The 24,945-nt window shown below is 66.1% G+C and carries 22 protein-coding genes and 1 tRNA gene; 17 read left to right on the plus strand and 6 right to left on the minus strand.

Annotated elements, in window-relative coordinates; translation table 11 throughout:
• The first annotated feature begins 43 nt into the window (after positions 1–43).
• The 8 genes from AC1DQR_RS03405 (at position 44) to AC1DQR_RS03440 (ending at position 6,765) form a co-directional block, all read left to right on the plus strand.
• The gene (locus AC1DQR_RS03405; RefSeq protein ID WP_477132521.1) at positions 44–493 is read left to right on the plus strand and encodes a type IV pilin protein; all 450 of its coding nucleotides are present in this window, start codon (positions 44–46) and stop codon (positions 491–493) included.
• 82 nt (positions 494–575) lie between these two features.
• Positions 576–1,073, plus strand: coding sequence for a GspH/FimT family pseudopilin (locus tag AC1DQR_RS03410; protein WP_477132522.1), 498 nt, complete (start codon positions 576–578; stop codon positions 1,071–1,073).
• 60 nt (positions 1,074–1,133) lie between these two features.
• Positions 1,134–2,252: a bifunctional diaminohydroxyphosphoribosylaminopyrimidine deaminase/5-amino-6-(5-phosphoribosylamino)uracil reductase RibD gene (gene ribD, locus AC1DQR_RS03415; RefSeq protein WP_416049376.1), complete on the plus strand. Its 1,119-nt coding sequence runs from the start codon at positions 1,134–1,136 to the stop codon at positions 2,250–2,252.
• Positions 2,253–2,336: 84 nt separating this feature from the next.
• Positions 2,337–2,966 carry a riboflavin synthase gene (locus AC1DQR_RS03420; protein WP_150984097.1) on the plus strand — a complete coding sequence of 210 codons (630 nt, stop codon included), beginning with the start codon at positions 2,337–2,339 and terminating at the stop codon, positions 2,964–2,966.
• A 258-nt stretch (positions 2,967–3,224) separates the two neighbouring features.
• Positions 3,225–4,337, plus strand: coding sequence for a bifunctional 3,4-dihydroxy-2-butanone-4-phosphate synthase/GTP cyclohydrolase II (ribBA, locus tag AC1DQR_RS03425; protein WP_043348572.1), 1,113 nt, complete (start codon positions 3,225–3,227; stop codon positions 4,335–4,337).
• 66 nt (positions 4,338–4,403) lie between these two features.
• Entirely contained in the window at positions 4,404–4,907 is a 504-nt protein-coding gene (gene ribH / locus AC1DQR_RS03430; RefSeq protein WP_150984096.1) for a 6,7-dimethyl-8-ribityllumazine synthase, read from the plus strand.
• A complete protein-coding gene (gene nusB / locus AC1DQR_RS03435; protein ID WP_150984095.1) occupies positions 4,900–5,421 on the plus strand; it encodes a transcription antitermination factor NusB in 522 nt (173 codons plus the stop codon). Before ribH ends, nusB begins: the two co-directional genes overlap by 8 nt.
• A gap of 162 nt (positions 5,422–5,583) precedes the next feature.
• On the plus strand, positions 5,584–6,765 hold the full coding sequence (locus AC1DQR_RS03440) for a pyridoxal phosphate-dependent aminotransferase (RefSeq protein ID WP_477132523.1): 1,182 nt from the start codon (positions 5,584–5,586) through the stop codon (positions 6,763–6,765).
• Positions 6,766–6,853: 88 nt separating this feature from the next.
• Here the strand turns inward: AC1DQR_RS03440 and AC1DQR_RS03445 are convergent, their stop codons facing one another.
• Complete coding sequence (locus tag AC1DQR_RS03445; RefSeq protein WP_416049378.1) at positions 6,854–7,921, minus strand: lytic transglycosylase domain-containing protein; 1,068 nt, start codon at positions 7,919–7,921, stop codon at positions 6,854–6,856.
• A gap of 632 nt (positions 7,922–8,553) precedes the next feature.
• Here AC1DQR_RS03445 and ubiD point away from each other — a divergent pair.
• Together ubiD and AC1DQR_RS03455 are read left to right on the plus strand one after the other, a co-directional pair.
• The gene (ubiD, locus tag AC1DQR_RS03450) at positions 8,554–10,083 is read left to right on the plus strand and encodes a 4-hydroxy-3-polyprenylbenzoate decarboxylase (protein WP_477132524.1); all 1,530 of its coding nucleotides are present in this window, start codon (positions 8,554–8,556) and stop codon (positions 10,081–10,083) included.
• 82 nt (positions 10,084–10,165) lie between these two features.
• Positions 10,166–12,202 (plus strand): acetoacetate--CoA ligase, encoded by a 2,037-nt coding sequence (locus tag AC1DQR_RS03455; RefSeq protein WP_416049380.1) that lies wholly within the window; start codon positions 10,166–10,168, stop codon positions 12,200–12,202.
• Between the two features lie 76 nt (positions 12,203–12,278).
• Here AC1DQR_RS03455 and AC1DQR_RS03460 read toward each other — a convergent pair whose 3' ends face one another.
• On the minus strand, positions 12,279–12,935 hold the full coding sequence (locus AC1DQR_RS03460; protein ID WP_416049381.1) for a glutathione S-transferase family protein: 657 nt from the start codon (positions 12,933–12,935) through the stop codon (positions 12,279–12,281).
• A 501-nt stretch (positions 12,936–13,436) separates the two neighbouring features.
• On the opposite strand from AC1DQR_RS03460, the gene AC1DQR_RS03465 reads away from it, so the two are divergent.
• Entirely contained in the window at positions 13,437–14,651 is a 1,215-nt protein-coding gene (locus AC1DQR_RS03465) for a polyhydroxyalkanoate depolymerase (protein WP_477132525.1), read from the plus strand.
• Positions 14,652–14,697: 46 nt separating this feature from the next.
• Here AC1DQR_RS03465 and AC1DQR_RS03470 read toward each other — a convergent pair whose 3' ends face one another.
• Positions 14,698–15,183 (minus strand): cupin domain-containing protein, encoded by a 486-nt coding sequence (locus tag AC1DQR_RS03470; protein ID WP_477132526.1) that lies wholly within the window; start codon positions 15,181–15,183, stop codon positions 14,698–14,700.
• A gap of 273 nt (positions 15,184–15,456) precedes the next feature.
• On the opposite strand from AC1DQR_RS03470, the gene AC1DQR_RS03475 reads away from it, so the two are divergent.
• The 3 genes from AC1DQR_RS03475 to trmB all read left to right on the plus strand — a co-directional run bounded on the left by AC1DQR_RS03475 (position 15,457) and on the right by trmB (position 17,561).
• The gene (locus tag AC1DQR_RS03475; RefSeq protein WP_416050369.1) at positions 15,457–16,374 is read left to right on the plus strand and encodes an aldose epimerase family protein; all 918 of its coding nucleotides are present in this window, start codon (positions 15,457–15,459) and stop codon (positions 16,372–16,374) included.
• Between the two features lie 269 nt (positions 16,375–16,643).
• Positions 16,644–16,718 (plus strand) — tRNA-Gly (locus tag AC1DQR_RS03480).
• A 75-nt stretch (positions 16,719–16,793) separates the two neighbouring features.
• Positions 16,794–17,561, plus strand: a complete 768-nt coding sequence (gene trmB, locus AC1DQR_RS03485; RefSeq protein ID WP_416049384.1) for a tRNA (guanosine(46)-N7)-methyltransferase TrmB — start codon at positions 16,794–16,796, stop codon at positions 17,559–17,561.
• Between the two features lie 108 nt (positions 17,562–17,669).
• Here trmB and AC1DQR_RS03490 read toward each other — a convergent pair whose 3' ends face one another.
• The 3 genes from AC1DQR_RS03490 to AC1DQR_RS03500 form a co-directional block, all read right to left on the minus strand.
• On the minus strand, positions 17,670–18,551 hold the full coding sequence (locus tag AC1DQR_RS03490) for an undecaprenyl-diphosphate phosphatase (RefSeq protein WP_416049385.1): 882 nt from the start codon (positions 18,549–18,551) through the stop codon (positions 17,670–17,672).
• A 191-nt stretch (positions 18,552–18,742) separates the two neighbouring features.
• On the minus strand, positions 18,743–19,303 hold the full coding sequence (locus AC1DQR_RS03495; RefSeq protein WP_477132527.1) for a DUF1439 domain-containing protein: 561 nt from the start codon (positions 19,301–19,303) through the stop codon (positions 18,743–18,745).
• Positions 19,304–19,322: 19 nt separating this feature from the next.
• Positions 19,323–19,607: a YkgJ family cysteine cluster protein gene (locus AC1DQR_RS03500; RefSeq protein WP_253928656.1), complete on the minus strand. Its 285-nt coding sequence runs from the start codon at positions 19,605–19,607 to the stop codon at positions 19,323–19,325.
• 167 nt (positions 19,608–19,774) lie between these two features.
• On the opposite strand from AC1DQR_RS03500, the gene AC1DQR_RS03505 reads away from it, so the two are divergent.
• From AC1DQR_RS03505 to AC1DQR_RS03515, 3 genes are read left to right on the plus strand one after another with little or no spacing between them, the layout of a single operon-like run.
• Entirely contained in the window at positions 19,775–20,566 is a 792-nt protein-coding gene (locus AC1DQR_RS03505) for a TetR/AcrR family transcriptional regulator (protein ID WP_416049387.1), read from the plus strand.
• Positions 20,563–21,696, plus strand: coding sequence for an efflux RND transporter periplasmic adaptor subunit (locus tag AC1DQR_RS03510; RefSeq protein ID WP_416049388.1), 1,134 nt, complete (start codon positions 20,563–20,565; stop codon positions 21,694–21,696). The genes AC1DQR_RS03505 and AC1DQR_RS03510 overlap by 4 nt, the downstream gene beginning before the upstream one ends.
• A gap of 12 nt (positions 21,697–21,708) precedes the next feature.
• Positions 21,709–24,915 (plus strand): efflux RND transporter permease subunit, encoded by a 3,207-nt coding sequence (locus AC1DQR_RS03515; protein ID WP_416049389.1) that lies wholly within the window; start codon positions 21,709–21,711, stop codon positions 24,913–24,915.
• The last annotated feature ends 30 nt before the right edge of the window (positions 24,916–24,945 follow it).

Here is a 24,945-nt window from a genome sequence, read left to right on the forward strand (position 1 = left end):
CAATCCACCGCCAACCGCGCCACCGCTTCCCGGAGCTCCCTGCATGACACCTTGTCACCGCCCAACCGGCTTCACCCTGCTCGAGTTGCTGATCACGCTGACTGTCTCCACAATCCTTATGGCAATGGTGATGCCTGCCTGGCACCAGCATATGGAACGCGGCAGGCGTGCCGAGGCGCGCAGCGCACTGATCGGATTGATGCTGGACCTGGAGCGCCACGCGCTCGCCACCATGACCTTCGCCGCCCAGCCGGGCGSCGCGACGGCAGCCGGCAAGTGGCCGCAGTCGGTGCCCGCCCAGGCAGCGCGCCCGCGTCATTGGATCAATGCCAGTGCCTGCCCGGGCAGCGGGCTCGCGCATTGCGTGGAGCTGCGCGCCGTGCCGCAGACGCCGGATGCGTCATGCGGCACGCTGATTCTGCGCAGCACCGGCGAGTGGCTTGCCCAGCCCGCCTTTGCCGCGGAGCCGGTGCCGCTGCCCCAGGCGTGCTGAGGCGGTCGTGCGTCGGCTCTGGCACCGGAATTGGCACCGGAATTCGCGTCGCGGCGCAACGCTTGCCGAACTCCTCACCTGCGTGGCTGTGCTGGCCATCCTGGCGGCGCTGGCTTTCCCGTCCTGGCAGCGCTTGCAGGCGCGCCAGCAGGTGATGCTGGCGGCAGACCGCCTGGCCGGCTCGCTGGCAGTGGCGCGCTCGGCCGCCGTAGCGCGGCGCTCCGACGTGGTACTGACGCCCTTGCCGGGCGCTTCGTCGCTGGACCACGGCTGGAGGCTGGCACTGGAGCCGGGGGACGAGCCGGGCCAGGACAATGCTGGCTTGCTTGCTGTCGTCGAACTGCGCGACGCCTGCCTGCGCATCGCCCTGCGCTCGACCGCGCAAGGCAGCAATACGCTGCGCATGACAGCTGTGGGATACTCTCGCTCAGAGCAAGGCGGGTTTCTCGCCGCCACCTTCACCGTGACCTGCCGGGGCGAACAGCGGCAGCTAAGGCTCGGCGCCCACGGCCGCGTCCGCTTGTGCACGCCGGGGCAGGATGCCGATTGCGACGGCCTCGCACAGTCCGAGCCGCCCTGACACCTGATGACTGTAACCATATCCAACTCACCGCCCGCGCGGCAGGAAGCACCAGGCCTCATGTTCTCCGATACCGACCACGCAGCCATGGCACAGGCTCTCGCGCTCGCCGAGCGTGGCATGTACACCACCACGCCCAATCCGCGCGTTGGCTGCGTATTGTCCAAGGACGGCAAGATCATCGGCCAGGGCTTCACCCAACCCGCCGGGCAGGATCACGCCGAGATCCAGGCACTCAAGGATGCCGCGGCGCGCGGGAACGATCCCAAGGGCGCCACGGCCTTTGTCACGCTCGAGCCCTGCAGCCATTTTGGCCGGACACCGCCTTGCGCGGACGCGCTGGTGCGCGCCGGCATTGCGCGCGTGGTGGCCGCCATGGAGGACCCGAACCCGACGGTTTCGGGCCGTGGCTTGCAGCGGCTGCGCGAAGCCGGCGTGGACGTACGCTGCGGCCTGCTCGAAAAAGAAGCACGCGAACTCAACATCGGCTTTGTCAACCGAATGACGCGTGGCCTGCCCTGGGTGCGTGTCAAGGTGGCCGCCTCGCTCGACGGCGGCACCGCGCTGCACGACGGCAGCAGCCAGTGGATTACCGGCCAGGCGGCGCGCGACGACGGCCACGCCTGGCGTGCGCGCGCCAGCGCTATCCTGACTGGTATCGGCACCGTGCGCGACGACAACCCGCAGCTCAATGTGCGTGCCGTGGACACGCCGCGCCAGCCTCAGCGCGTGGTGGTGGATTCCCGGCTGGAACTTCCCCTGGACGCGCGCCTGCTGACGCCGGACACCGGCGACTTTGCCAAGCCCGTGCTGGTGTTCTGCGCCTTTGACGATACCGCGCGCCGTCGCGCCCTGGAAGCCCGCGGCGCGGAAGTGGTGGTGCTGCCCAATCCCCACGGCAAGGTGGAATTGCGCCACATGCTGGAAGAACTCGGCCGGCGCGGCATCAACGAGCTGCACGTGGAAGCCGGCTTCAAGCTCAACGGATCGCTGATCCGCGAGCATTGCGCAGACGAGTTGCTGATCTACCTCGCGCCCAAGCTGCTGGGCGACGCGCAAGGCATGTTCCAGTTGCCGCCCCTGGCGCGGCTGCAGGACGCCGCGGCCTTCCGCTGGCACGACGTGCGCATGATCGGCGAAGACCTGCGCCTGATTGCGCGCCGCGCCGATCACGTCTGATCGCCTGACGGCAGGCCGCGCGCAAAACGAATCCGCTGCGCACCTGCTAGCATGCGTGTTTTCCCATTGCATCAAGCATCGATCATGTTCACTGGCATTGTCGCGGCCGTCGGCCGCATCGAAACCGTATCCCCGCTGGGCGCCAGCGAAGCCGCAGCCGATGCCGGTGTGCGCCTGCGCATCCGTGCCAACGGGCTGGACCTGTCCGATGTCATCCTTGGCGACAGCATCGCCATCCAGGGTGCCTGCATGACGGTCATCGCGCTGGACGGCGACGCCTTCGACGTCGACGTCTCCCGCGAATCGCTCGACAAGACCGCTGGCCTGGACAAGCCCGGCCGGGTCAACCTGGAGAAGGCGCTGACCCTGGCCGACCGCCTCGGCGGCCACCTGGTCTCGGGCCATGTCGACGGGCTTGGCGAAGTCACCCACTTCGCGCCGGTGGGCGAGTCGCATGAACTGCGCGTGCGCGCCCCGCGCGAGCTGGGACGCTATCTGGCCTACAAGGGGTCGGTGGTGGTCAACGGCGTGTCGCTGACGGTCAACAAGGTCATCGACGATGAAGACGGCTGCACGTTCTCGATCAACCTGATCCCCCACACGATCGAGGTCACCACGCTGCAGGACCTGAAGCCCGGCACGCGCGTGAACCTGGAGATCGACCTGATCGCGCGATACGTGGAACGCATGTTGAGCGCGCCAAAACCCGCCTGACACGCGTCTTTTCGGCACCCAGGCGGCCTGCCAAGGCCACCTGACTTTCCGCCGTCCGCCGCCCTACGGAGGGCCATCTGCATTGGCCCCGCTGGCGCCGCGCGCCCTGCGGCGCCTGGTTGACGTACAATATTGGGCCAGACCGCTGCCGCGGCCAGCCTGTATACCCCGAAGCGGCAGCCGGCCAGCAAGCCATCCCGCCCGAAATTCAGCCAGAATTCCAGCCCAAACTTCAGCCAGCTTCCCAGCCTGCAAGCTATGACAATCGCCCGTACAGAAGAAATCATTGCCGAAATCCGTGCCGGCCGCATGGTCATCCTGGTTGACGAGGAAGACCGCGAGAACGAGGGGGATTTGGTCCTGGCTGCCGATTTCGTCACACCGGAGGCGATCAACTTCATGGCCAAGTACGGCCGGGGCCTCATCTGCCTGACGTTGACCGCCGAACGCTGCCGCCAGCTCGAGCTGCAACCCATGGTGAGCCGCAACGGCACGGTGCACGGCACCAACTTCACGGTGTCGATCGAGGCAGCCGAAGGCGTCACGACGGGCATCTCGGCGGCCGACCGGGCCCGTACCGTGCAAGCCGCGGTAGCCAAGGATGCCCGTGCCGCCGATCTGGTCCAGCCCGGCCATATCTTCCCGTTGACGGCCCAGCCCGGTGGTGTGCTGATCCGCGCCGGCCATACCGAGGCCGGGTGCGACCTGGGCGCCCTGGCCGGCCTGACGCCGGCTGCGGTGATCTGCGAGATCATGAAGGACGACGGCACCATGGCGCGCCTGCCGGACCTGATCGAGTTCGCGCAAGAGCATGACATCAAGATCGGCACCATTGCCGACCTGATCCACTACCGCAGCCGCACCGAGAGCATCATCGAGCGCGCCGGCGAGCGCACCATGCAAACGCCATATGGCACGTTCCACAGCATCATCTATCGCGACAAGCCGAGCGGCCGCGCCCACCTGGCGCTGGTCAAGGGCAATCCCCAGGCTGATCGCGAAACGCTGGTGCGCGTGCACGAGCCGCTTTCCACGCTGGACCTGCTGGAAGTGTCGCGTACCACGCACTCCTGGAGCGTGCCCGCCGCGCTCGAGGCCATTGCGCAGTCCGAGCATGGCGTGATGGTGCTGCTGAACTGCGGCGACACGGCTGAACAGCTGTTCACGCAGTTCTCGGCGCTCGACGCGCCGCAAAACCGCCCGCGCGTAAAGCCGGACCTGCGCACCTACGGTACCGGCGCCCAGATCCTCAAGGATCTCGGCGTGGGCAAGATGCGCGTGCTGGCATCCCCACTGAAAATGCCGAGCATGACCGGCTATGACCTTGAAGTGACTGGCTACCAGCCCATGAGCGGCGGCCAGGCTAACTGAACTACCGGATACACGGCGGCCGCGAGCCTATCGCGGGCCGCCACCCCGAACCCAGGAGAAGATAAGATGGATCACGGTTTCTACCCCAGCAACCTCGAAGGTGAAGGCCTGCGCATCGGCATCGTGCAAGCGCGCTTCAACGAACCGGTTTGTGCCGAACTGCTCGAAGCCTGCGTCGCCGAACTGGAAAAGCTGGGCATCGAAGGCGAGGACACCCTGGTGGTGACCGTGCCGGGCGCGCTCGAAATCCCGCTGGCATTGCAAAAAATGGCCGAAAGCGGCCAGTTCGATGCGCTGGTCGCGCTGGGCGCGGTCGTGCGCGGCGAGACCTATCACTTCGAGCTGGTGTCGAATGAATCGGGCGCCGGCATCAGCCGCGTCGGGCTGGACTTCAATGTGCCCATCGCCAACGGCATCCTGACCGTCGACACCGACGCCCAGGCCCATGCCCGTACCCGCGAGAAGGGCCGCGATTGCGCCCGCGCCGCGGTGGAAATGGCCAACCTGGTCTCCGCGCTGGATTCGCTGCGCAGCCAGGAAGCGGATGAAGACGAGGACGACGATGAGTGACGCGCCCGAGAGCAGCAACCCAGCCGGCAAGCCGGCGGACGACGCCGGCGCGAAGCCCGTCGCCAAGGCCGAGCCCAAGGCAGCGCCCAAAAGTGCGCGCCGCCGCTCGCGCGAACTCGCGCTGCAGGGCCTGTACCAGTGGCTGCTGAACCGCAACGATACCGATGCGATCCAGGCCCACCTGCATGACGCCCAAGGCTTCAACAAGGCTGACCGCGAGCACTTCGATGCACTGCTCAATGGCGCGATCCGCGAAGAAACCCGGCTGACGGGTGCCTTCGAGCCGTTCCTGGACCGCCCGGTGAGCGAGTTGTCGCCGGTCGAGCGCGCGGCCCTGCTGATCGGCAGCTACGAGCTGATCCACTGCGTGGACATCCCGTACAAGGTTGTCATCAACGAAGCCGTGGAACTGACCAAGACCTTCGGCGGCGTCGAAGGCTACAAGTACGTCAATGGCGTGCTGGACAAGCTGGCCGCCAAGGTGCGCGCGCCGGAACTGGCCGCCCGACGCTGAACAACGGCAGCCGGCGCCGTTCACGGTGCCATGCTTGCCGTACCGACACCCGCTCCGGCGGGTGTTTTTACTTCTACCGCAGCCAACATCCACCTAACTGCAGCTTAACTGCAGCGTAACCCCGATCAACCCGCCTATCAGGCCCACCAAGCCTATCCCGCCATGGATCTGCAGCGCCTCGCCACTGCCTCCCGTCTTGCCAATATCGATGCCTTCCACGTGATGGAGCTGGCCAAGCAGGCCGCCGAACTCGAGCGTGCCGGGCGCCACATCATCCACATGGGGATCGGCGAGCCCGATTTCACCGCCGCCGAACCCGTGGTGCGGGCCGCCGAGGCCGCCATGCGCCGCGGCGTTACCCAGTACACCAGCGCGCTGGGCATCGCGCCGCTGCGCGAGGCCATCGCCGGCTATTACAAGACCATGTACGGGATCGACATCCCTGCGCGCCGCGTGGTGGTGACCGCCGGCGCCTCGGCCGCGTTGCTGCTGGCCTGCGCCGTGCTGGTGGAGATTGGCGCGGAGGTGCTGATGCCTGACCCCAGCTACCCCTGCAACCGGCATTTTGTTGCCGCCTTCGACGGCCGCGCGAAGCTGATCCCGAGCGGCCCGGCCCAGCGCTTCCAGCTCACGGCGGAGCAGGTGGAGACACATTGGGGCGAGCAGACCCGCGGCGTGCTGCTGGCGTCGCCCTCCAACCCCACCGGCACCTCGATCCTGCCGGACGAACTGGCGCGCATCCTGAAGGCCGTGCGGGCCCGCCAGGGCTTTGCCATCGTCGACGAGATCTACCAGGGGCTGTCGTACGATGCACCGCCGGTATCGGCGCTGAGCCTCGACGACGACGTGATCACCGTCAACAGCTTCTCCAAGTACTTCAATATGACCGGCTGGCGCCTGGGCTGGCTCGTGGTCCCGGACGAACTGGTAGGCGCCTTCGAGAAAGTGGCGCAGAACCTGTTCATCTGCGCGTCAGCCGTCGCCCAGCACGCCGCGCTGGCCTGCTTCTCCCCCGAGGCGCTGGCGATCTACGACGCGCGCAAGGCGGAATTCCACCGTCGCCGCGATGCCATCGTGCCGGCGCTGGAGTCGCTGGGCCTGCGGGTGCCGGTCAAGCCGGATGGCGCCTTCTATGTGTATGCGGACTGCCGTGGCGTCAACCACCCGTCCGCCGGCGATGCCGATGCCTTGACCCAGGCCATGCTGCACGATGCCGGCGTGGTGCTGGTGCCGGGCCAGGACTTCGGTCCATACACGGCGAGCGACTACATCCGGATCTCCTACGCAACCTCGATGGAAAACATCGAGGAAGCCATGGCGCGCCTGGGCAAGTTCTTCGCCTGAACGCCAGCCAGAGCCGTCAGGCAACGAAAAAAAAGCACCCCGGAGGGTGCTTTTTTTCTGCGCTGCCCGAGATACGAGGATCCCGCGATCAGGCGCTTTTCGGGACGTTGCCTGCCGCTTCCAGCTTGTCGCCGGCCGTGCCGTGACGATGCTCGGCCTGTGCCTTGGCATCCGCCGTCACTTCCGGCTTGGCCGACACCGGCTCAGCCGCGACGCTGCGCACGCCAGGCAGTTGGCGCAGGCGGGCACGCTCTGCCAGCACCTTGGCGCCATATCCACCATCGGTGTTGGTGGTCGCCGCACCCACGTAATACTTCAGGCCGCCTTCCAGCGAACCGGCGCGGGCGATGCAGTCCTTGAGCACCAGCGCACCGATCTTGATGTTGGCGTACGGGTTCAGCGCGGCTGCCACGCCGCCCACGGCCTCGTACTTGTCCTGATGGACCTTGGTCATCACCTGCATCAGGCCCTGCGCGCCCACGCCGCTCTCCGCGTACGGATTGAAGCTGGACTCGATCGCGATCACGCCCAAGATCAGCAGCGGATCGATGCCGACCTCGCGCCCCGTCAGGTATGCGGCCTTCACCAGTTGCGCGGTGGCCTGCGCCGCCACGCGATACTTGCGCGCGATGTACTCAGCCACCACGGCCTGCTCACGCGCGCTGCCCAGCGTGGCCGGGTTACGTGCATCCAGCGCCACGCGCTGTGCCGGGATCTGCGCGGCCAGGTGAGCCACGGAGGGCACCTTGCCGGCGGGCTGCTGGCCCCAGTCGTCCGTACCGGACACGGTCGGCAATCCTGCCGGCTTGGACTGCGCCAGCGTCAGGCCCAGCTTGGCCGCGGCCACATCGGCCGTGGAGGCTGGCACCGCCGCTTCCATCAATACCGCAGGCGCTTCCTCGCCAGCCAGCGCACCGGCCAGGGCCGTACGCCATTCCTGGCTGACAGATAGCGATACCGCGGCGACTACAGATACAACCCCGAGACTGTTCAGGGCATATTTCAATGATGCGCGGCCGCTGCGTAAAGCACGGCCAGCGACCGGATGCGCAAGGCGGACCTGCAATGCCCGACTCACTCCGGGTACCGGGTGTCTGAAACGGACCTGCAATGCCCGTCCGACTCCGGGAAGATGAAGGGTTTTCCAACCACTCATACTTACCTCCATCCGCTGTCCGCTTCGTGCCACGCTGCTGCGCCGCACGCCCGTTGACCGCGTATTCAAGTAAGGATGCCGCGCCGCCCAGCAAAGACGTCCAGCACCTGTTGGTGGGCGCTCCCCATGCGCCCAACGAGAAACAGGGTAGGCTCTTGGGGGAGCCTGCCCTGCCGCGAACTACTCAAAGCACCCGGCCATGGCCGGGGCGATCGATCGAATCCGTCCTGCTCAGACGCATCCGCTCACATGATCAGATATGGATAATTCCCCACTAATCCCCTTGACAGGGCGGAAGAAAATGTGCTGCACCGCAACACTCCAACGAGCAGAACCGGATTGTAGGAACCCTTTTATACATCGTCAAGAATAACGTTTTAAATAAACAAAGCTTTTGGTTATATGTAACAAGGGTCTTTGATGCACTTCCGTGCCCCCGCCATTGGTTGAAACTCAGTACTGGCAAAGCATGGAGGCCATCCTTGCCGACCGCGGCAGAGTCAAAAAATTTACAATTTGGACATGCAAATTGGGACGATTTTTTTGTGCCCCATCACATCCATGTGATTATTGCATCACACAACTTGCGTGGGCAGGTGCGCTAACGTGCCTGTGCCTCAATCGAATAAATCATGAAATACAACGACTTGCGCGATTTCCTGGGCCAACTGGAAGGCCTTGGCGAACTGAAACGGATCGGTGCGCCGGTGTCGCCCAACCTCGAAATGACCGAGATTTGCGACCGGCTGTTGAGAGCGGGCGGACCGGCAGTCATGTTCGAAAACCCGAGCGATCCCCATCGCCATGGTCAGACTTATAGCGTGCCCGTACTGGCCAATCTGTTCGGCACGACACGCAGGGTAGCCCTCGGCATGGGTGCCGAAAGCCTGGCCGACCTGCGCGACATCGGCCGCGTTCTGTCGGCGCTCAAGGAGCCCGAGCCACCCCGCGGCTTGCGCGAAGCCGGCAAGCTGTTCACCCTCGTTAAATCGGTGTGGGACATGGCGCCCAAGCGCGTCAACAGCCCAGCCTGCCAAGAGGTGGTGTGGGAAGGCAACGACGTGGACCTGGCGCGCCTGCCGATCCAGACGTGCTGGCCGGAAGACGCGGCGCCGCTGATCACCTGGGGCCTGGTGATCACCAAGGGTCCGCACAAGAAGCGCCAGAACCTTGGCATCTACCGCCAGCAGGTGATCAGCCGCAACCAGGTCATCATGCGCTGGCTGGCGCATCGCGGCGGCGCGCTGGATTTCCGCGAGCATGCGCTGGCCAACCCCGGCAAGCCGTTCCCGATCGCGGTGGCGCTGGGCGCGGACCCCGCCACCATCCTCGGCGCCGTTACCCCGGTGCCCGACACCTTGTCGGAGTACCAGTTCGCGGGCCTGCTACGCGGCAGCCGCACCGCGCTAGCCGGCTGCATCACGCCGACGCTGTCCGAGCTGAGCGTGCCGGCCTCGGCCGAGATCGTGCTGGAAGGCCACATCCAGCCCGACCCGGATCACCCGTCCGGCTACCAGCATGCGCTGGAAGGCCCGTACGGCGACCACACCGGCTATTACAACGAGCAGGACTGGTTCCCCGTCTTCACCATCGACCGCATCACCATGCGGCGCGATCCGATCTACCACTCCACCTATACCGGCAAGCCGCCCGATGAACCTGCGGTGCTTGGCGTGGCGCTCAATGAAGTGTTCGTGCCGCTGCTGCAAAAGCAGTTCCCGGAGATCACCGACTTCTACCTGCCGCCGGAGGGCTGCAGCTACCGCATGGCCGTGGTGCGCATGAAGAAGCAGTACGCCGGCCACGCCAAGCGCGTGATGTTCGGCGTCTGGAGCTTCCTGCGCCAGTTCATGTATACGAAGTTCATCGTGGTAGTGGACGACGATGTCGACGTGCGCGACTGGAAGGAAGTGATCTGGGCCATCACCACCCGCGTCGATCCCGCGCGCGACACCGTGCTGGTGGAAAACACGCCGATCGACTACCTCGACTTTGCCTCGCCGGTGTCGGGGCTGGGCTCGAAGATGGGCATCGATGCCACCGACAAATGGCCCGGCGAGACCACCCGCGAATGGGGCCGTCCGATCCAGATGGATGCCGCGGTCAAAGCCCGGGTAGACGGCATGTGGGACGCCTTGTTCGAGGCCCGCGCCAAAGCGTGATGGCGGCCAGCATGTAAGATCACACCAAAACCGCATCGCAACCCATCCGCACGTCCGCGCGAGACGGACCCGAGGAGGAGACATGACTACCCTTGAAGAAGGGCAACTGAGATGGACGCCGTCGCAGGCGTTCCGCGACGGCAGCCGCATTGCGCACTTCATGCGCTGGCTGGAGAGCGAGCGCGGCCTCGCCTTTGCCGACTACGGCGCACTGTGGCAATGGTCGGTAACCGACCTGGAAGCCTTCTGGGACGCCATCCGCGCCTATTTCGACCTGCGCTTCGATACCCCTGCCGAGCGCGTGCTCGGCAGCGCGCAGATGCCCGGCGCGCGCTGGTTCGAAGGCGCCAGCCTGAACTACGTGCAACAAGTGTTCCGCCATGCCGGCAGCGGCGCCGCGCGCCAGCGCACGGCCATCCGCTACGCCGGTGAATCCATCGCGGTCACCGACCTGAGCTGGGATGTGCTGGAGCAGCAGGTTGCCTCGCTGGCCCATGCCTTGCGCGGCATGGGCGTGGCGCGCGGCGATCGCGTGGCGGGCTACCTGCCGAACATCCCCGCCACGGTCGTCGCCTTCCTGGCCACCGCCAGCCTTGGCGCAATCTGGTCGGGCTGCGCGCCGGACATGGGCCAGGTGGCGGTAAGCGACCGTTTCCGCCAGATCGAGCCCAAGGTGCTGATCGCCGTCGATGGCTACCGTTATGGCGGCAAGGCCTACGATCGGGCGCCGGTGCTGGCCGACCTGGCCGCCGCCCTGCCCTCGCTCACCGACCTGGTACTGGTGCCGGGCGAGCACACCGATGCGCATGCCGCCCCCAACGCCATCCCGCTTCCCGCCAACGTGCGCCACCACGCCTGGCAGGCGGTGCTGGCGCATCGCGTACCGCTGGCGATTGAATCCGTGCCATTCGACCACCCGCTGTGGATCGTCTACTCCTCGGGCACCACCGGCATGCCCAAGCCCATCGTGCACGGCCACGGCGGCATCGTCATCGAGCAGCTCAAGCTGATGGCGTTTCACAACAACCTTGGGCCGGACGACGTCTTCCACTGGTACAGCAGCAGCGGCTGGATCATGTGGAACGCGCAGATCGCGGGGCTGCTGCTAGGCAGCACCATCGCGCTCTACGACGGCAATCCAGCCTGGCCCGACGCCGGCGTGCTGTGGCGCTTCGTGGATGCCGCGCGCGTCACCGCCTTTGGCGCGGGCGCGGCGTTCTTCACGGCCGGCATGAAGGCCGGGATCGAGCCCGCGCGCGTGGCCGACCTTTCCCGGCTGCGCGCGCTCGGCTCGACCGGCTCGCCGCTGCCAGCCGAGGCCTATGACTGGATCTACCGCCACGTGGGCGCGGACATCTGGCTTGCGCCGATGAGCGGCGGCACCGACTTCGCCGGCTCGTTCGTGGCAGGCTGCCCGATCCTGCCGGTCTACTCGGGCGAGATGCAATGCCGCTGCCTGGGCGCCAAAGTCGAAGCCTTCGACGAAGCAGGCAATGCGCTGGTGGGTGAGGTGGGCGAACTGGTCTGCACGGCGCCGATGCCGTCGATGCCGCTGTTCCTATGGGGCGACACGAACGGGCAGCGTTACCGCGACAGCTACTTCGATACCTATCCCGGCGTGTGGCGCCACGGCGACTGGATCAAGATCACCGCGCACGGCGGCGCCATCATCTACGGCCGCTCGGACGCGACCATCAACCGGCACGGCATCCGCATGGGCACCAGCGAGCTGTACCGCGTGGTGGAGGACCTGCCGGAAGTGCTCGACAGCATGGTGGTGGACCTCGAATACCTGGGGCGCGACTCGTATATGCCGCTGTTCGTGGTGCTGCGCGAGGGCATGGTCCTAGACGATGCATTGCGCGACACCATGCGCGCACGCATCCGCAGCGCGCTGTCCTCACGCCATGTGCCCAACGAGATCCTGCAGGTGCCCGGCGTGCCGCGCACGCTGTCGGGCAAGAAGATGGAGGTGCCCATCAAGAAACTGCTGCTGGGCCATGCGCCCGACAAGATCGCCAACCGCGACGCCATGGCCAACCCGGAAACGCTGGACTGGTATTTCGCCTACGCCGAGCGATTTATCGCGGCGCGCGCCAGCGAGTCCGCAGCGGCGTGAAAGGAGAAAGGGCGCACCGCAGCCTTGAACGCCGCGATGCGCCCTCTTATTTCTCTTCTTTTTCCTGGCAGGACGGTCAGAACTCCACTTCGAGTTCGCTGATTTCGTCGGGTTCCTTCTTCGCCGCGGCGATCCATTCCTGCAGCTCCGGCATGGCCAGGATCTGCTTGCAGTATTCAACCGGCGCCGGATCCAGCATCACGCCGTAGGTCACGAAGCGCGTCACCACCGGCGCGTACATCGCATCGGCCATGGTGCGCGTTTCGCCGAATAGATAGGGGCCGCCGTATTGCGTCAGGCACTCGGTCCAGATCTGTGCGATGCGGTCGATATCGGCCTGCGCGCGCGACCACACCTTGAAACCAGGAAAGTGCCCCTTCAAGTTCATGGGCAACGCCGCACGCATGGCAGCAAAACCCGAATGCATCTCGCCGCAGATGGCGCGGCAATGCGCGCGTGCGGCACGGTCATCGGGCAGCAGACCGGCCTTCGGGCGGACCTCGTTGAGATACTCGGCGATAGCCAGCGTGTCCCACACGGTCACGCCCTGGTGCAGCAGGCGGGGAACGAGAATCGAGGGCGACAGCAGCAGGATTTCCGCGCGCGCCGCGGCGTCATCGGGGGGCACCAGCACCTCCTCGAATTCCAGTCCCGCGAAGCGCACCAGCAGCCAGCCGCGCAGAGACCACGATGAATACGTTTTACTGCTGATGGTGAGTGTCGTCCTTGCCATCCCGCCTCCTTGCCACCTGGAAAAGCCGTTGCACGGCGGGCGAACCCCGTCGTCTGTGTGCCAGCAGACGGTGCGCCCGTGTCTCTCGCTGCAGTGTCGCGCTATGCGTTGTGTGCTTTGTGCTCGCTGCTTCTACTATGAATTTGTACTGCATCATGGCGGGGACATAGTTTCTGATTGCGCTTACCTTGCTCTTGCCTTGATGTGGCGCAGAGGCCTGCGCCACAGCCGAAAAAAGCCTGCATCAGGCGCGCCGTTTCGCGGCTAAAAATCCTGCGGCCACGGCGGCACCGGCACGGTGCGCCGCGCAGCACCAGCATGAGGCAGATGTACTGGCAAAGATCCGCGCGCGTCGTTCGCGCGCGGCGCTTGCGCCGCATACGAACCAGAACAGGTCACCCCGTTCCGCCATACGGGCAGGCCCGCAAGCCGCATGCCAACGCGATTCGCCGTGGCACGCATATTGCGGCTGATGAGGTCAACGCATAAAAGGGGCGAGCCATGCTGTATCAGGTGTACCAGACTTATGCGGATCTCATGCAGCCCGCCTGCAGCCTGGCCGACATGGTGTCGAACACGCTTGCAGAAAATCCGCGCCTGGCAGGATGCGAGCCGATGCTTGCCACGCGCGCGGCCTGCGAGGTCTTCGCACTGAGCCGCCTGACGCACCATCGCCCGCCGTTCGCCATCGACAGCGTCATGGTGAACGGCACGCCGGTGCAGGTTACAGAGGAAGTGACCGCGAGCACGCCTTTCTGCTCGCTGCTGCGCTTTCGCAAGCACGGCGTCTCYGGCCASCCGCGCGTGCTGCTGGTGGCGCCGATGTCGGGCCACTTTGCCACGYTGCTGCGCGGCACCGTGCAGACCATGCTGCGCGATCACGATGTCTACATCACCGACTGGCACAACCCACGCGACATCTCGCTGGCGCACGGCCGCTTTGGCTTTGACGAGTACGTCTACCACTTGATCGATTTCCTGCGCGTGCTGGGCGGCGGCACGCACCTGATGGCGGTGTGCCAGCCCACCGTGGCGGCGCTCGCCGCCGTGGCGTTGATGGCGGAAGATAGCGATCCGGCGCAGCCGCCGAGCCTGATCCTGATGGCCGGCCCCATCGACGCGCGCATCAACCCGACCAAGGTCAATGAGCTTGCCACCAGCCAGCCCATCGAATGGTTCGAGCGCTCGCTCACCAGTTACGTGCCGTTTCGCTTTGCCGGCGCAATGCGCCGCGTCTACCCCGGCTTCATGCAGCTGATCGCCTTCATGAGCATGAACAGCGAGCGCCACCAGCAGGCTTTCCGCGACCTCTACGATCTGCGTGCCAGCGGCCAGCATGATCGCGCGGATGCGATCCAGGTGTTCTACGAGGAATACTTCGCCACCATGGACCTGAGCGCGGAGTTCTATCTCGAAACCGTGAGCATGGTGTTCCAGGAATTCCTGCTGGCGCAGGGCCTGCTGGACGTGGGCGGGCGCCGCGTGAACCCGCACGCGATCCACCGCACGGCGCTGCTCACGGTGGAGGGCGAGCGCGATGATATCTGCGCCATCGGGCAGACCATGGCCGCGCAGGAACTGTGCGGCAGCCTGCGGCCCTATATGCGCATGCACCACGTGCAAACCGGCGTGGGGCACTACGGCGTCTTCAATGGCAAGCGCTGGGATTCGCAGGTCTATCCGCTAGTGCGCAACGCCGTCCATATGAACGCGTGAGGGTTGAACGCACAAGGCCGCGCGGCGCGGCCAGGTAGCCAGGCGCCTAGGCGGCGCTTTGGTCTGCCGGCCACGGCGTCACCGCCGGCACCGCCCATGGGCCTTCGACATCGACGGTGCCAAAATCCGCCGGCCCCACGATCTCCAGGTACTCCATGTCCGGCGAGTAGTCGAACAGAAAATGCGTGATGCCGGGGCGCTGGTGCACGCAATCGCCAGCCGCCACCAGCGTCTCCTTGTCCTCGTACATGAAGCGCGCCCAGCCCTTGAGCATCAGCACCACATGGAACTGCGCCTCGTGCCGGTGCCAGCCGGTGCCTTGCTCGGGCGGCTGGTTGGCCTTGACCAGTTGCACCAGCAGCTTGCCGCCGGTGGCCTCGGCAATGCCCAGGTCGCGATACAGGAAGAAATCGCGCAAACCCTGGTCGACGAAGGCAGTGTCTTGCGGGCGCACGTGGGAGAACTTCGTGGGAGAGGCATCCGTGGCGGCATCGCCGGCGGAAGCGGTGGACTTGCTGAGGGACTCGGCCATGACAAGCTCCTTTCGCTGAGGGAAACGCTCTGCGCTGCGACGCAACATTCACGCCAGCGGCCGCGTGCCCACGCAGCGCCGAAAGCGGCAAGAACCAGTCCGGATGTGGCGCACCGATCGCTGCGAAAGGCACATGCCTGATGAACGCCCGACGCCTCTGCACCCGTCGGGGGCGCAGCTGAGCACCGGGCAGGTGCCGCGGCAAGGCGCGTTGACGGCTATCATGCAGCGATGCCCACACCCGCCGCAACTTGCATGCTGCCTCTCAATTCTATGCATTTCCAAGGCCAGGAACTGATCCGGGTCGGAGACGATTCCAGTTTCATGCTGCTTGCCCCGCAGTTCGGCGCCCGCCTGGTGCGCTGGGTGCATCGCGGCGAGGACATCCTTTACTGGCCGGAGAACGCCGACTGGTCCCAACTGGCCCGCGTGCGTGGCGGCAACCCGATACTGTTCCCCTTCATTGCCAGGCACTTCGTCGACAGCGTGCCCGGCGCATGGAAAGACGCCAGTGGCACCGTGCGGACGCTACCGATCCACGGCTTCGCGCGCGACCTGCCCTTCGCGGTCACGCGGTTTGAGGCGGGACGCAGCCTGACCATGACGCTGCAAGCGTCGGACGCAACGCGCGCGGCCTACCCCTTCGAGTTCCTGTTCGAGGTCACCTACCGGCTGCTTGACGACAACCTCGAAGCCACATTGCACACGCGCAATACCGGCGAGCAGGCCCTGCCTTACTACGCTGGCCACCACTTCTACTTCCCGCTTGCCCACCAGGCGCGCGCCGCTTCGACGCTGGCCATGCCGGCCGCGGAACTGATGCGCCAGCGCCCCGACGGCTCGCTGGCATCGAACGGCCCAGGCGCCGAGACCTATCAGCTCGACGACCCGCGCCTGCAAGACACCTTCCACGTCCTGCATGCCCAGCGTGCAGCGCCGCGCCACTGCACGCTGGCCGCGCCGCCCGATGCCACCGCCTCGCATGGCCGCAAGCTGGTGATCGAGCTGGACACGCCGGGCAGCACGCCGTGGTTCGCGGTCACCACTTGGTCGGAGCGCGCCGACTCCGACTTCTACTGCGTGGAACCCTGGCTCGGCCTGCCCAACGCCATCCACCACGGCACGGGGTTGCGCTGGCTCGCGCCGGGCCAGGAGGAGGACGCGGTCTGCCGACTGCGGTTGGCTCCATAGGGCGCCATCGCGCCTTCAAGTTTCCCCCCAACATCCTGGCGCTGAACGCGGCGGTAGCAGCGGCTCGCTCGGCCGAGCAGAGCAGCGGCATCGACCAGGTCAACCTCGCCGTCGCCCAGATGACGGCGTTTGCCGTCTAAGGGGCCACGCAGGCCCCGGCGCACCGGCTCCGCCGGTGGGCCAGAGCGAGAGATAATGCACTTTTCATAGGATCCGGCACCCGCGCACCTTGCGCTAGCCGGGGCATCCCGCGTAGAATCGCGCTTCTTGCGGGCGTCGTATAATGGCCATTACCTTAGCTTCCCAAGCTAAAGACGTGGGTTCGATTCCCATCGCCCGCTCCACATCAGATAGAGACGAGCCGCCTTCGCCACTGGTCGCATGCCCGATCAGGATCGCCCGGCGGCTTTTTTGTTGCCATGCGCCCCCAAGACCCCAGTTCCGACCCGACGCCAGCCAACGACGCTGACAACGCGCCCGCCAAGGCTGCCGACAGCAGCGACGTGGCACACCCGCGCCGCATCCGTTCCTTCGTGCGCCGCGCGGGGCGAACCTCCGCCGGCCAGCAGCGTGCCATCGATGACCTGGGCCCGCGCTTCATCCTGCCCTACGCACCGCAGCCGCTTGACTGGGAGGCCACGTTCGGCCGCGCCGCGCCAGCGATCCTCGAGATCGGGTTCGGCATGGGCGAGACCACCGCGCATATCGCGCAACTACGCCCTCAGGACAATTTCCTGGGCTGTGAGGTGCATGAACCCGGCGTTGGCGCCCTGCTCAAGCTGCTGGGCGAGCGCGAGATCGGCAATGTGCGGATCATGCCGCATGACGCCGTGGAGGTCATCGCGCACATGCTGACGGAATCCTGCCTGGACGGCGTGCATATCTTCTTCCCCGACCCGTGGCACAAGAAGCGCCACAACAAGCGGCGCCTGGTGCAGCCGCCGCTGGTCAAGCTGCTGGCCAACCGCCTGAAGCCGGGCGGCTACCTGCACTGCGCGACCGACTGGGAAGAGTATGCCCACCAGATGGTGGAAGTGCTGTCGGGCGAACCCACTCTGGCCAACACCTCGGACGCCGCCGGCGGCTTTGCGCCGCGGCCGGACTACCGCCCGGTGACCAAGTTCGAGCGCCGCGGCGTGCGGCTGGGTCATGGCGTGTGGGACGTGGTGTTCCGCAAGCGGGCCTGAAGGCGAAGGCCGCGCCGCACGCCGGCGCACATAAAAAAAGCGTGGCCTTGAGCCACGCTTTTTTTATGGGGCGACAGTTGTCGCCGGTATTATCTACCGCTACCGCCTTCAGGCATGCCAGGCGATCAGCCCGGAGTATGCCGTCGCCAGCACAACGATGCCGAAAATGATCCGGTACCAGGCAAACGGCTTGAAGTCATGGGTGGCGACAAAACGCAGCAACCAGCGCACACACAAGAAGGCGGACAGGAAGGCGAAGACGAAGCCGATGCCGAAGATGCCCAGGTCGTCGGCGGACAGCAGCGCGCGCGACTTATACAGCTCGTAGACGGTGGCGCCGAAGATCACCGGGATCGCCAGGAAGAAGGAGAACTCGGTGGCTACCTGGCGCGACAGCCCGAACAGCATGCCGCCGATGATGGTGGCGCCGGAGCGCGAGGTGCCCGGGATCAGCGCGAAACACTGCGCCAGCCCGACCTTGATCGCATCGCGCCAGTTCAGGTCGTCTACCGACTCGATCCGCGGCGCGCCGGCCTTGGCGGCCTCCAGCAGCGCATTGCCCTGCGGGTGCGATACCTGGCCGCGATGGCTTTCCCGCCATTCGGCCCACAGGATCACCACACCGCCGATGATGAATGCGGTGGCCACGGTGATCGGGTTAAACAGGTGAGCCTTGATCCACTTGCCGAATACCAGCGCCAGCACGATCGCCGGCACGGTGGCCACGATCACGTTGATGGCAAAACGCCGGGCCTTTTCATCGGTGGCCAGTCCGCCCACCACGGTGACGATGCGGTGGCGGAACTCCCAGCAAACCGCCAGGATGGCACCGAACTGGATCACGATCTCGAAGATCTTGCCCTTTTCATCATTGAAGTCGAGCAGTTGGCCGGCGAGGATCAGGTGACCTGTGCTGGAGATGGGCAGAAACTCGGTCAGTCCTTCGACGATGCCGAGGATCACGGCTTTCAGGGCGAGGGCAATATCCATGCTGATTGGAATGTGTGGAATGCTGAATGGAAGAGCGAAGGAAAAGCCAAGGACAGGCGAGCAAAAGGGAAACGGGCAACCGTCAGCCCTATGCCATCAGCCACGCGCCAGGCGCCAGGAATCACAACTATCCGCCACGACCATGACACCGCAGTGGCTGCGCAAGGTGCATGCCTGGGCGCGGCGCGTCATCAAGGCCGATTGATCTTGACGTTGATCCCGTTGGGCAAAACGGTGATTGTACCGGGTTCGACACTGGCGCCGGCGAGGCGCAGCTCGTCGGGACGGAAGGTATAGAGCGGATAGCCTTGCAACAACTGCTCCGCAAGGATGCCGCCGAGCGCGTTGAACTGCCGCGTGAGTTGAGGCGGCAGGCCTTTGACGTCGAACTGCTGGACCTGCGGGTCCTGCAGCACCACCGCGCGGCTGGCCGGGTCGTAGCGCAGCCCGCTGTCCAGCGCGAAGCGGCCGGTCATCGGCTCGCCAGAAAACAGGCGGTTGTTCACCGTCGCGTCGAACTGCACGTTCACCCGGTTGCGGCTGGGATCGAGCGTGAGCTGCGGGTTGGCGAGCTGGATGTCGAACAGCTCCATATAGCGCTTGTTGAACGGGAACTTGCGCTCCAGGGCCGATTGCAGCTGGCTCTGCGAGAAGGTGTAGTCGTTGCCCATCATGCCGCAGCCGACGAGTGCCGCGGCCAGCGCGGCGCCAGCGCTTGCTGCCAGCCAGCGCCGGCGGTTGATCATGACCATCTGTTTGTTCCTTGCGGGTTCAGGCGGCGCGGCCAGGCGCGGTGGCAACCTCGAGCTGCGTCAGCCAGGCCAGCGCATGCCCGCGGGTTTCGCCGCACATGTCGGCAGAGGGCTTGAGCCCGGCGCAAAATGCCGGCCGCGTGGGCTCGCCAAAAATCGCGCAGCGCCGATCGGGCAGCAACTGCACGCAGGGTATGCCGGCCGGCTTGCCATCGGGCATGCCGGGAATCGGCGAGGTGATGGAGGGCGCGGTGCAACAAGCGCCACAATCGGGCCGGCAAGAGAGTTCAGACTGAGGGGACATAGCAATGGTTCAGGCGCGGACAACGCCCGGCAGACCATATTGTGCCCCAAGCCGTACGGCCCTCCCCGCGCTTGACCGCCGGATTGCCCTCCACTACATTACTGACCCAAGAGTTATTTATTTGCAGCTCACGCGGAGTGCTCCCCGCAGAGGTGCACAGCGCCCCAGTGAAAAACCCGCCAGGCCAGAGCCAGAATCAGGAATCCGCCAACACCAAACGCTGGGCTCGCCGCAAGGCGGCGCGCCCACAGGAACTAGTGGCCGCCGCGCTCGATCTCTTCGTCGAACGCGGCTACGCGGCCACCCGGCTGGAAGATGTCGCCGCCGCCGCGGGCGTGTCCAAGGGCACCGTCTATCTGTACTTTGCTAATAAGGAAGAGCTGTTCAAGACGGTGGTGCGCGAAAACCTGGTGCCGACGCTGGCCAGGGGCATCGACCTGGTGGAGAACTACCAGGGCTCGACGCCGGAGCTGCTAAGGGAATTGCTGCGCGGCTGGTGGGGCCTGGTCGGGGCGACGCCGGTGGCCGGCCTGACCAAGCTGATCATGGCTGAATCCAGCCATTTTCCTGACATCGCCCAGTTCTACCACGAGGAAGTGGTGCTGCCGGGCGATGAGTTGTTCGCGCGCGTGCTCAAGCGCGGCGTGGCGCGTGGCGAGTTGCGCGACATGCCGGCCAACCCGACCACAACACTGATCTGCGCGCCGCTGATGTTCCTGATGCTGTGGCAGCGTGCGTTCAGCGCGTCGTCGCGCATCGAGATCGACCCCGAGGCGTTCCTCGACAACCTGCTCCAGATGTTGCTGTTCGGCCTGACCACCGGCGCCGCGCGCGATACGCCGCTGCCGCCCAAGGTCGGCCCCTACGTCTGGGAACAGATACAACAAGAAGCCCTGGCACAAGCGCAGGGGCAGCAGGCCGCGCGGGAGATCCCAGCGCCGCCGCCGGAGACCGCATGACCCGACGCAAGAAGATCCTGATCGCCGCGATCGCCACCATCGCGGTGGTTGCCGTGCTCAGCGCCGCCGCCGCCGTGCGCAAGGCAAGCAATGGCAAGCCCGGCGCGGCCCCGGCGGCCGCGGCTGCCGCGGTGCAAGACCTGGTGGAGTTCCTGCCATCCGACCTGGTCGAGGCCACCACGCAAGACTTGCGCGTGTCGCTGCCGCTGTCGGGCGGGCTGCGGGCGCTCAACCAGGCCTCGGTCAAGGCCAAAGTCGCCGGCGAAGTACAGCAAGTGCTGGTGCGCGAGGGCGAAGCCGTGCGCGCCGGCCAGGTCATCGTGCGCATCGATGCAACCGAGTACCAGGCCAAGGTGGCGCAGGCGCGCGGGCAGATGCTGGCGGCGCGCGGACAGTATGAGAATTCGAAGCAGACCTTCGAGCGCAACCGCGAGCTGGTGGCCAAGGGCTTCATCTCAAAAACCGCCTTCGACAACTTCCAGAGCAACCTGGACGTGGCGCACGCCAATCTCGATGCCGCCCAGGGCGGTCTTGAAGTCGCGCAGAAAGCGCTCGCCGACACCATCGTCAAATCGCCGCTGGATGGCCTGGTGGCCGCGCGCGCGGTGCAGCCGGGCGAGAAGGTCTCGCCCGACACGCGCCTGATCGACGTGGTCGACCTGCGCGCGCTGGAACTCGAGGCGCCGATCCCCATGGCGGATGTGGCTCGCGTTGCCATCGGCCAGGCCGTGCAGCTCGACGTGGAAGGCAGTGGCCGCTTCGAGGGCAAGCTGGTGCGCATCAACCCGGCGGTAAGCCAGGGCACGCGCAGCATCATGGTCTATGTGCGGGTGGACAACCCCGAGGCGCGCCTGCGCGCGGGCATGTTCGCCCAGGGCTCGCTGGTGCTCGGCCACCACGCCGGCGTGGTGGCGGTGCCAGCCACAGCGGTGCGCAACGATGGCGAGCGCGCGTTCGTCTACAGCGTGGAGAATGACGTGCTGGCGGAACGCCAGGTCAAGCTTGGCATCCGCGACGATGCGAGCGGGCTGGTGGAAATCACCAGCGGCCTGGCCACCGGTGCCAAAGTGGTGCGCAACAACCTCGGCACCCTGCGCGCGGGCAGCCGCGTCAAGCTGGTCAAGGCGTAGGAGCCCCCGCCCATGTGGTTCACCCGCCTGTCCATCCACAACCCGGTGCTGGCCACCATGATGATGATGGCCTTCATCGTGATCGGCCTGTTCTCGTACCAGCGCCTGCCGGTTGACCAGTTCCCGGACATCACCTTCCCCATCGTCGTGGTGCAGACCGAATACCCCGGTGCCGCGCCGGAATCGGTGGAGTCCGATGTCACCCGCAAGATCGAGGAGATCGTCAACACCATCTCGGGCATCGACGAGATCTTCTCGCACTCCTACCAAGGCACCTCGGTGGTGGTGATCAAGTTCGACCTGTCCGTCGATGTCGGCCAGGCCGCGCAGGACGTGCGCGACAAGATCGCGCTGATCCGCCCGCAGTTCCGCGACGAGGTGAAAGACCCGCGCGTGCTGCGCTACGACCCGTCGGACGCACCGGTCTTCTACCTGTCCGTGTCGAACGCGCCTGGGGCCGAGCGCACGCAGCGCGAGCTGACCACCGTCGCCGACCAGATCGTGCGCAAGCGGCTGGAGACCGTGCGCGGCGTGGGCGCCATCAGCCTCGTTGGCGGCACCAAGCGCGAGGTGGAGATCCGTATCCGCCCCGCTCAGCTGGAGGCGCTCGGCATTGGCGTGAACCAGGTGATGGACGCCATCCGCAACGAGAACCAGGAACTCCCCGCGGGCGAGCTGCGCTCCACCTCGACCGAGACGGTGGTGCAGATCAAGGGCCGCGTCATCACGCCGGATGCCTTCCGCCACATCATCGTGGCGCGCCGGGCTGGCCAGCCGGTTACGCTGGAGCAGGTCGCCGACGTGCGCGACGGCGAGGAGGAGCAGGAGAGCCTGGCCATGCTGGACGGCAAGCGCGCGCTGTTCCTGGCAGTGGTGAAGGCACAGGGCCAGAACACGGTCGACACCGTCGATGGCCTGATCAAGATGACCGATGAGGTGCGCAAGCTGGTGCCTGCGGGCGTGCAGCTCACCGTGGTCAACGACGCCGCGCGCGGCATCCGCAGCAGCGTCAAGGAAGTCCGCTCGACGCTGCTCGAAGGCGCCTTCCTGACGGTGGCCATCGTCTTCCTGTTCCTCGGCTCGTGGCGCAGCACGGTCATCACCGGGCTGACCCTGCCGATCGCGCTGATCGGCACGTTCGGCGTGATGTATATGTTTGGCTTCACGCTCAACGTGATCACGCTGATGGCGCTGTCGCTGTGCGTGGGCCTGTTGATCGACGATGCCATCGTGGTGCGCGAGAACATCGTGCGGCACAACCTGATGGGCAAGAACCATCGCACGGCGGCGCTCGACGGCACCAACGAGATCGGGCTGGCGGTGCTGGCCACCACCTTCTCCATCGTGGCGGTGTTCCTGCCGGTGGGCTTCATGGGCGGCATCATCGGCCGCTTCTTCCACCAGTTCGGTGTGACCGTGGTGGCGGCGGTGCTGATCTCCATGTTCGTCTCGTTCACGCTGGACCCGATGCTGTCCTCGGTCTGGCACGACCCCGACCTGCACGGCACCGGCAACAAGAAGAGCCTGTACGGCCGCACCGTGGGCCGCATGCTGGACTGGTTCTCCGCGCGCATGGATGCGCTCGGCCACGGCTATGGCTCGATGCTGGGCTGGGCGCTCAAGCACCGGCTGGCCACCGCCATCATCGCGGCGGTGACGTTCTTGGGCAGCTTCGCGCTGGTGCCGCTGATCGGCACGGAATTCGTACCGGCCGCCGACCTGGGCGAAACCCAGGTGGGCTTCACCACGCCGGTGGGCACCTCCCTGGCCGTTACCGAAGCCAAGGTCAGGCAGGTGGAAGCCGCGCTCAAGGCCTTCCCCGAGGTGGCCTACACCTACGCCACCATCAACTCGGGCAATACCTCCGGGCGCAACAACGCACTGGTGTCGGTGCGCCTGACCGAGCGCCGCGCGCGCAAACTCACCACCAAAGAGATTAACCCGATGATCCGGGAGCGCATGGCCAGCATCGCCGGCATCACGCTCACCATGGTCGGCATGCCGGATGGCGCCGGCGGTCAGAAAGCACTGCAGGTGTCGATCCAGGGCGACGACCTGGAAACGCTGCGGCGCCTGTCGCTGGAAGCCAGCCGGCGCATGGCTGCGGTACGCGGCCTGGCCGACCTCGACTCCAGCATGAAGGACGACCGCCCCACCGTGGAAGTGCGCATCCGCCGCGAGCTTGCATCCGACCTGGGCGTGGGCATCGTGCAGATCGGCAATGCGCTGCGCCCGCTGCTGGCCGGCGACGCCATCAGCTCATGGCGCGCCCCCGACGACCAGAACTACGACGTGCGCGTGCGCCTGCCCAAGGACGCCCGCACCGGCATGGCGGATCTCAGCGCGCTGATGATCGCCAGCAACCAGACCAACACCGACGGCTCGCCGCGCATGGTGCCCCTGCGCCAGATCGCCGAGCTGGTGCCCACCACCGGCGCCAACCAGATCAGCCGGCGCGACCTCTCACGCGAAGTGGAGCTGACCGCGAATACCGCCGGGCGCTCGCAAGGCGAAGTGGCACGCGAGGTCAAGGCCGCGCTGGATGGCATGAACTGGCCGGCGGGCTACAAGTACCGCTTCGGCGGCTCCACCAAGTCGATGAACGAGTCGTTCGGCTTCGCGGTGTCGGCGCTGGCGCTGGCGGTGATCTTCATCTACATGATCCTGGCCTCGCAGTTCGCCAGCTTCTTCCAGCCGATCGCCATCATGACTTCGCTGCCGCTCACGCTGGTGGGCGTGTTCGCGGCGCTGCTGCTGTTCCGCTCCACGCTCAACATGTTCTCCATCATCGGCTTCATCATGCTGATGGGGCTGGTGACCAAGAACGCCATCCTGCTGGTGGATTTTGCCAACCAGGCCCGGCGCGGCGCCGACGGCCAGCCGCCGATGTCGCGCGAGGCCGCGCTGGTTGCCGCTGCCCGGGTGCGGCTGCGGCCAATCCTGATGACCACGCTGGCCATGATCTTCGGCATGGTGCCGCTGGCCTTCAGCCTGGGCGAAGGCGCCGAGCAACGCGCACCAATGGGCCAGACGGTGATCGGCGGCATCATCACCTCGTCGATCCTGACCCTGGTGGTGGTCCCGGTGATCTATACGTACCTCGACGACTTCAGCGCGTGGCTGGGCCGCAAGTGGCGCGGCAAGCAAGCTCAGGCGGCTTCCGCCACCGCGCCGGCAGCCGACGACACGGCGGCGCATAAGCCAGCAAGCGCGGAATGAGGCAAGCCAGCCCGGAATGCCTCAGCCAAG

This window comes from Cupriavidus sp. 05L411 (assembly GCF_056398045.1).

Excerpts from the sequence above, each read along its gene's own strand:
- AC1DQR_RS03455 (WP_416049380.1), top strand. The coding sequence starts at position 10,166 with ATGACTACCCTTGAAGAAGGGCAACTGAGATGGACGCCGTCGCAGGCG.
- AC1DQR_RS03490 (WP_416049385.1), bottom strand. The coding sequence starts at position 18,551 with ATGGATATTGCCCTCGCCCTGAAAGCCGTGATCCTCGGCATCGTCGAA.
- AC1DQR_RS03510 (WP_416049388.1), top strand. The coding sequence starts at position 20,563 with ATGACCCGACGCAAGAAGATCCTGATCGCCGCGATCGCCACCATCGCG.
- nusB (WP_150984095.1), top strand. The coding sequence starts at position 4,900 with ATGAGTGACGCGCCCGAGAGCAGCAACCCAGCCGGCAAGCCGGCGGAC.
- ubiD (WP_477132524.1), top strand. The coding sequence starts at position 8,554 with ATGAAATACAACGACTTGCGCGATTTCCTGGGCCAACTGGAAGGCCTT.
- AC1DQR_RS03420 (WP_150984097.1), top strand. The coding sequence starts at position 2,337 with ATGTTCACTGGCATTGTCGCGGCCGTCGGCCGCATCGAAACCGTATCC.
- AC1DQR_RS03515 (WP_416049389.1), top strand. The coding sequence starts at position 21,709 with ATGTGGTTCACCCGCCTGTCCATCCACAACCCGGTGCTGGCCACCATG.
- AC1DQR_RS03445 (WP_416049378.1), bottom strand. The coding sequence starts at position 7,921 with ATGAGTGGTTGGAAAACCCTTCATCTTCCCGGAGTCGGACGGGCATTG.
- AC1DQR_RS03460 (WP_416049381.1), bottom strand. The coding sequence starts at position 12,935 with ATGGCAAGGACGACACTCACCATCAGCAGTAAAACGTATTCATCGTGG.
- AC1DQR_RS03495 (WP_477132527.1), bottom strand. The coding sequence starts at position 19,303 with ATGGTCATGATCAACCGCCGGCGCTGGCTGGCAGCAAGCGCTGGCGCC.
- AC1DQR_RS03475 (WP_416050369.1), top strand. The coding sequence starts at position 15,457 with ATGCATTTCCAAGGCCAGGAACTGATCCGGGTCGGAGACGATTCCAGT.
- ribD (WP_416049376.1), top strand. The coding sequence starts at position 1,134 with ATGTTCTCCGATACCGACCACGCAGCCATGGCACAGGCTCTCGCGCTC.
- AC1DQR_RS03470 (WP_477132526.1), bottom strand. The coding sequence starts at position 15,183 with ATGGCCGAGTCCCTCAGCAAGTCCACCGCTTCCGCCGGCGATGCCGCC.
- ribBA (WP_043348572.1), top strand. The coding sequence starts at position 3,225 with ATGACAATCGCCCGTACAGAAGAAATCATTGCCGAAATCCGTGCCGGC.
- ribH (WP_150984096.1), top strand. The coding sequence starts at position 4,404 with ATGGATCACGGTTTCTACCCCAGCAACCTCGAAGGTGAAGGCCTGCGC.
- AC1DQR_RS03500 (WP_253928656.1), bottom strand. The coding sequence starts at position 19,607 with ATGTCCCCTCAGTCTGAACTCTCTTGCCGGCCCGATTGTGGCGCTTGT.
- trmB (WP_416049384.1), top strand. The coding sequence starts at position 16,794 with ATGCGCCCCCAAGACCCCAGTTCCGACCCGACGCCAGCCAACGACGCT.
- AC1DQR_RS03440 (WP_477132523.1), top strand. The coding sequence starts at position 5,584 with ATGGATCTGCAGCGCCTCGCCACTGCCTCCCGTCTTGCCAATATCGAT.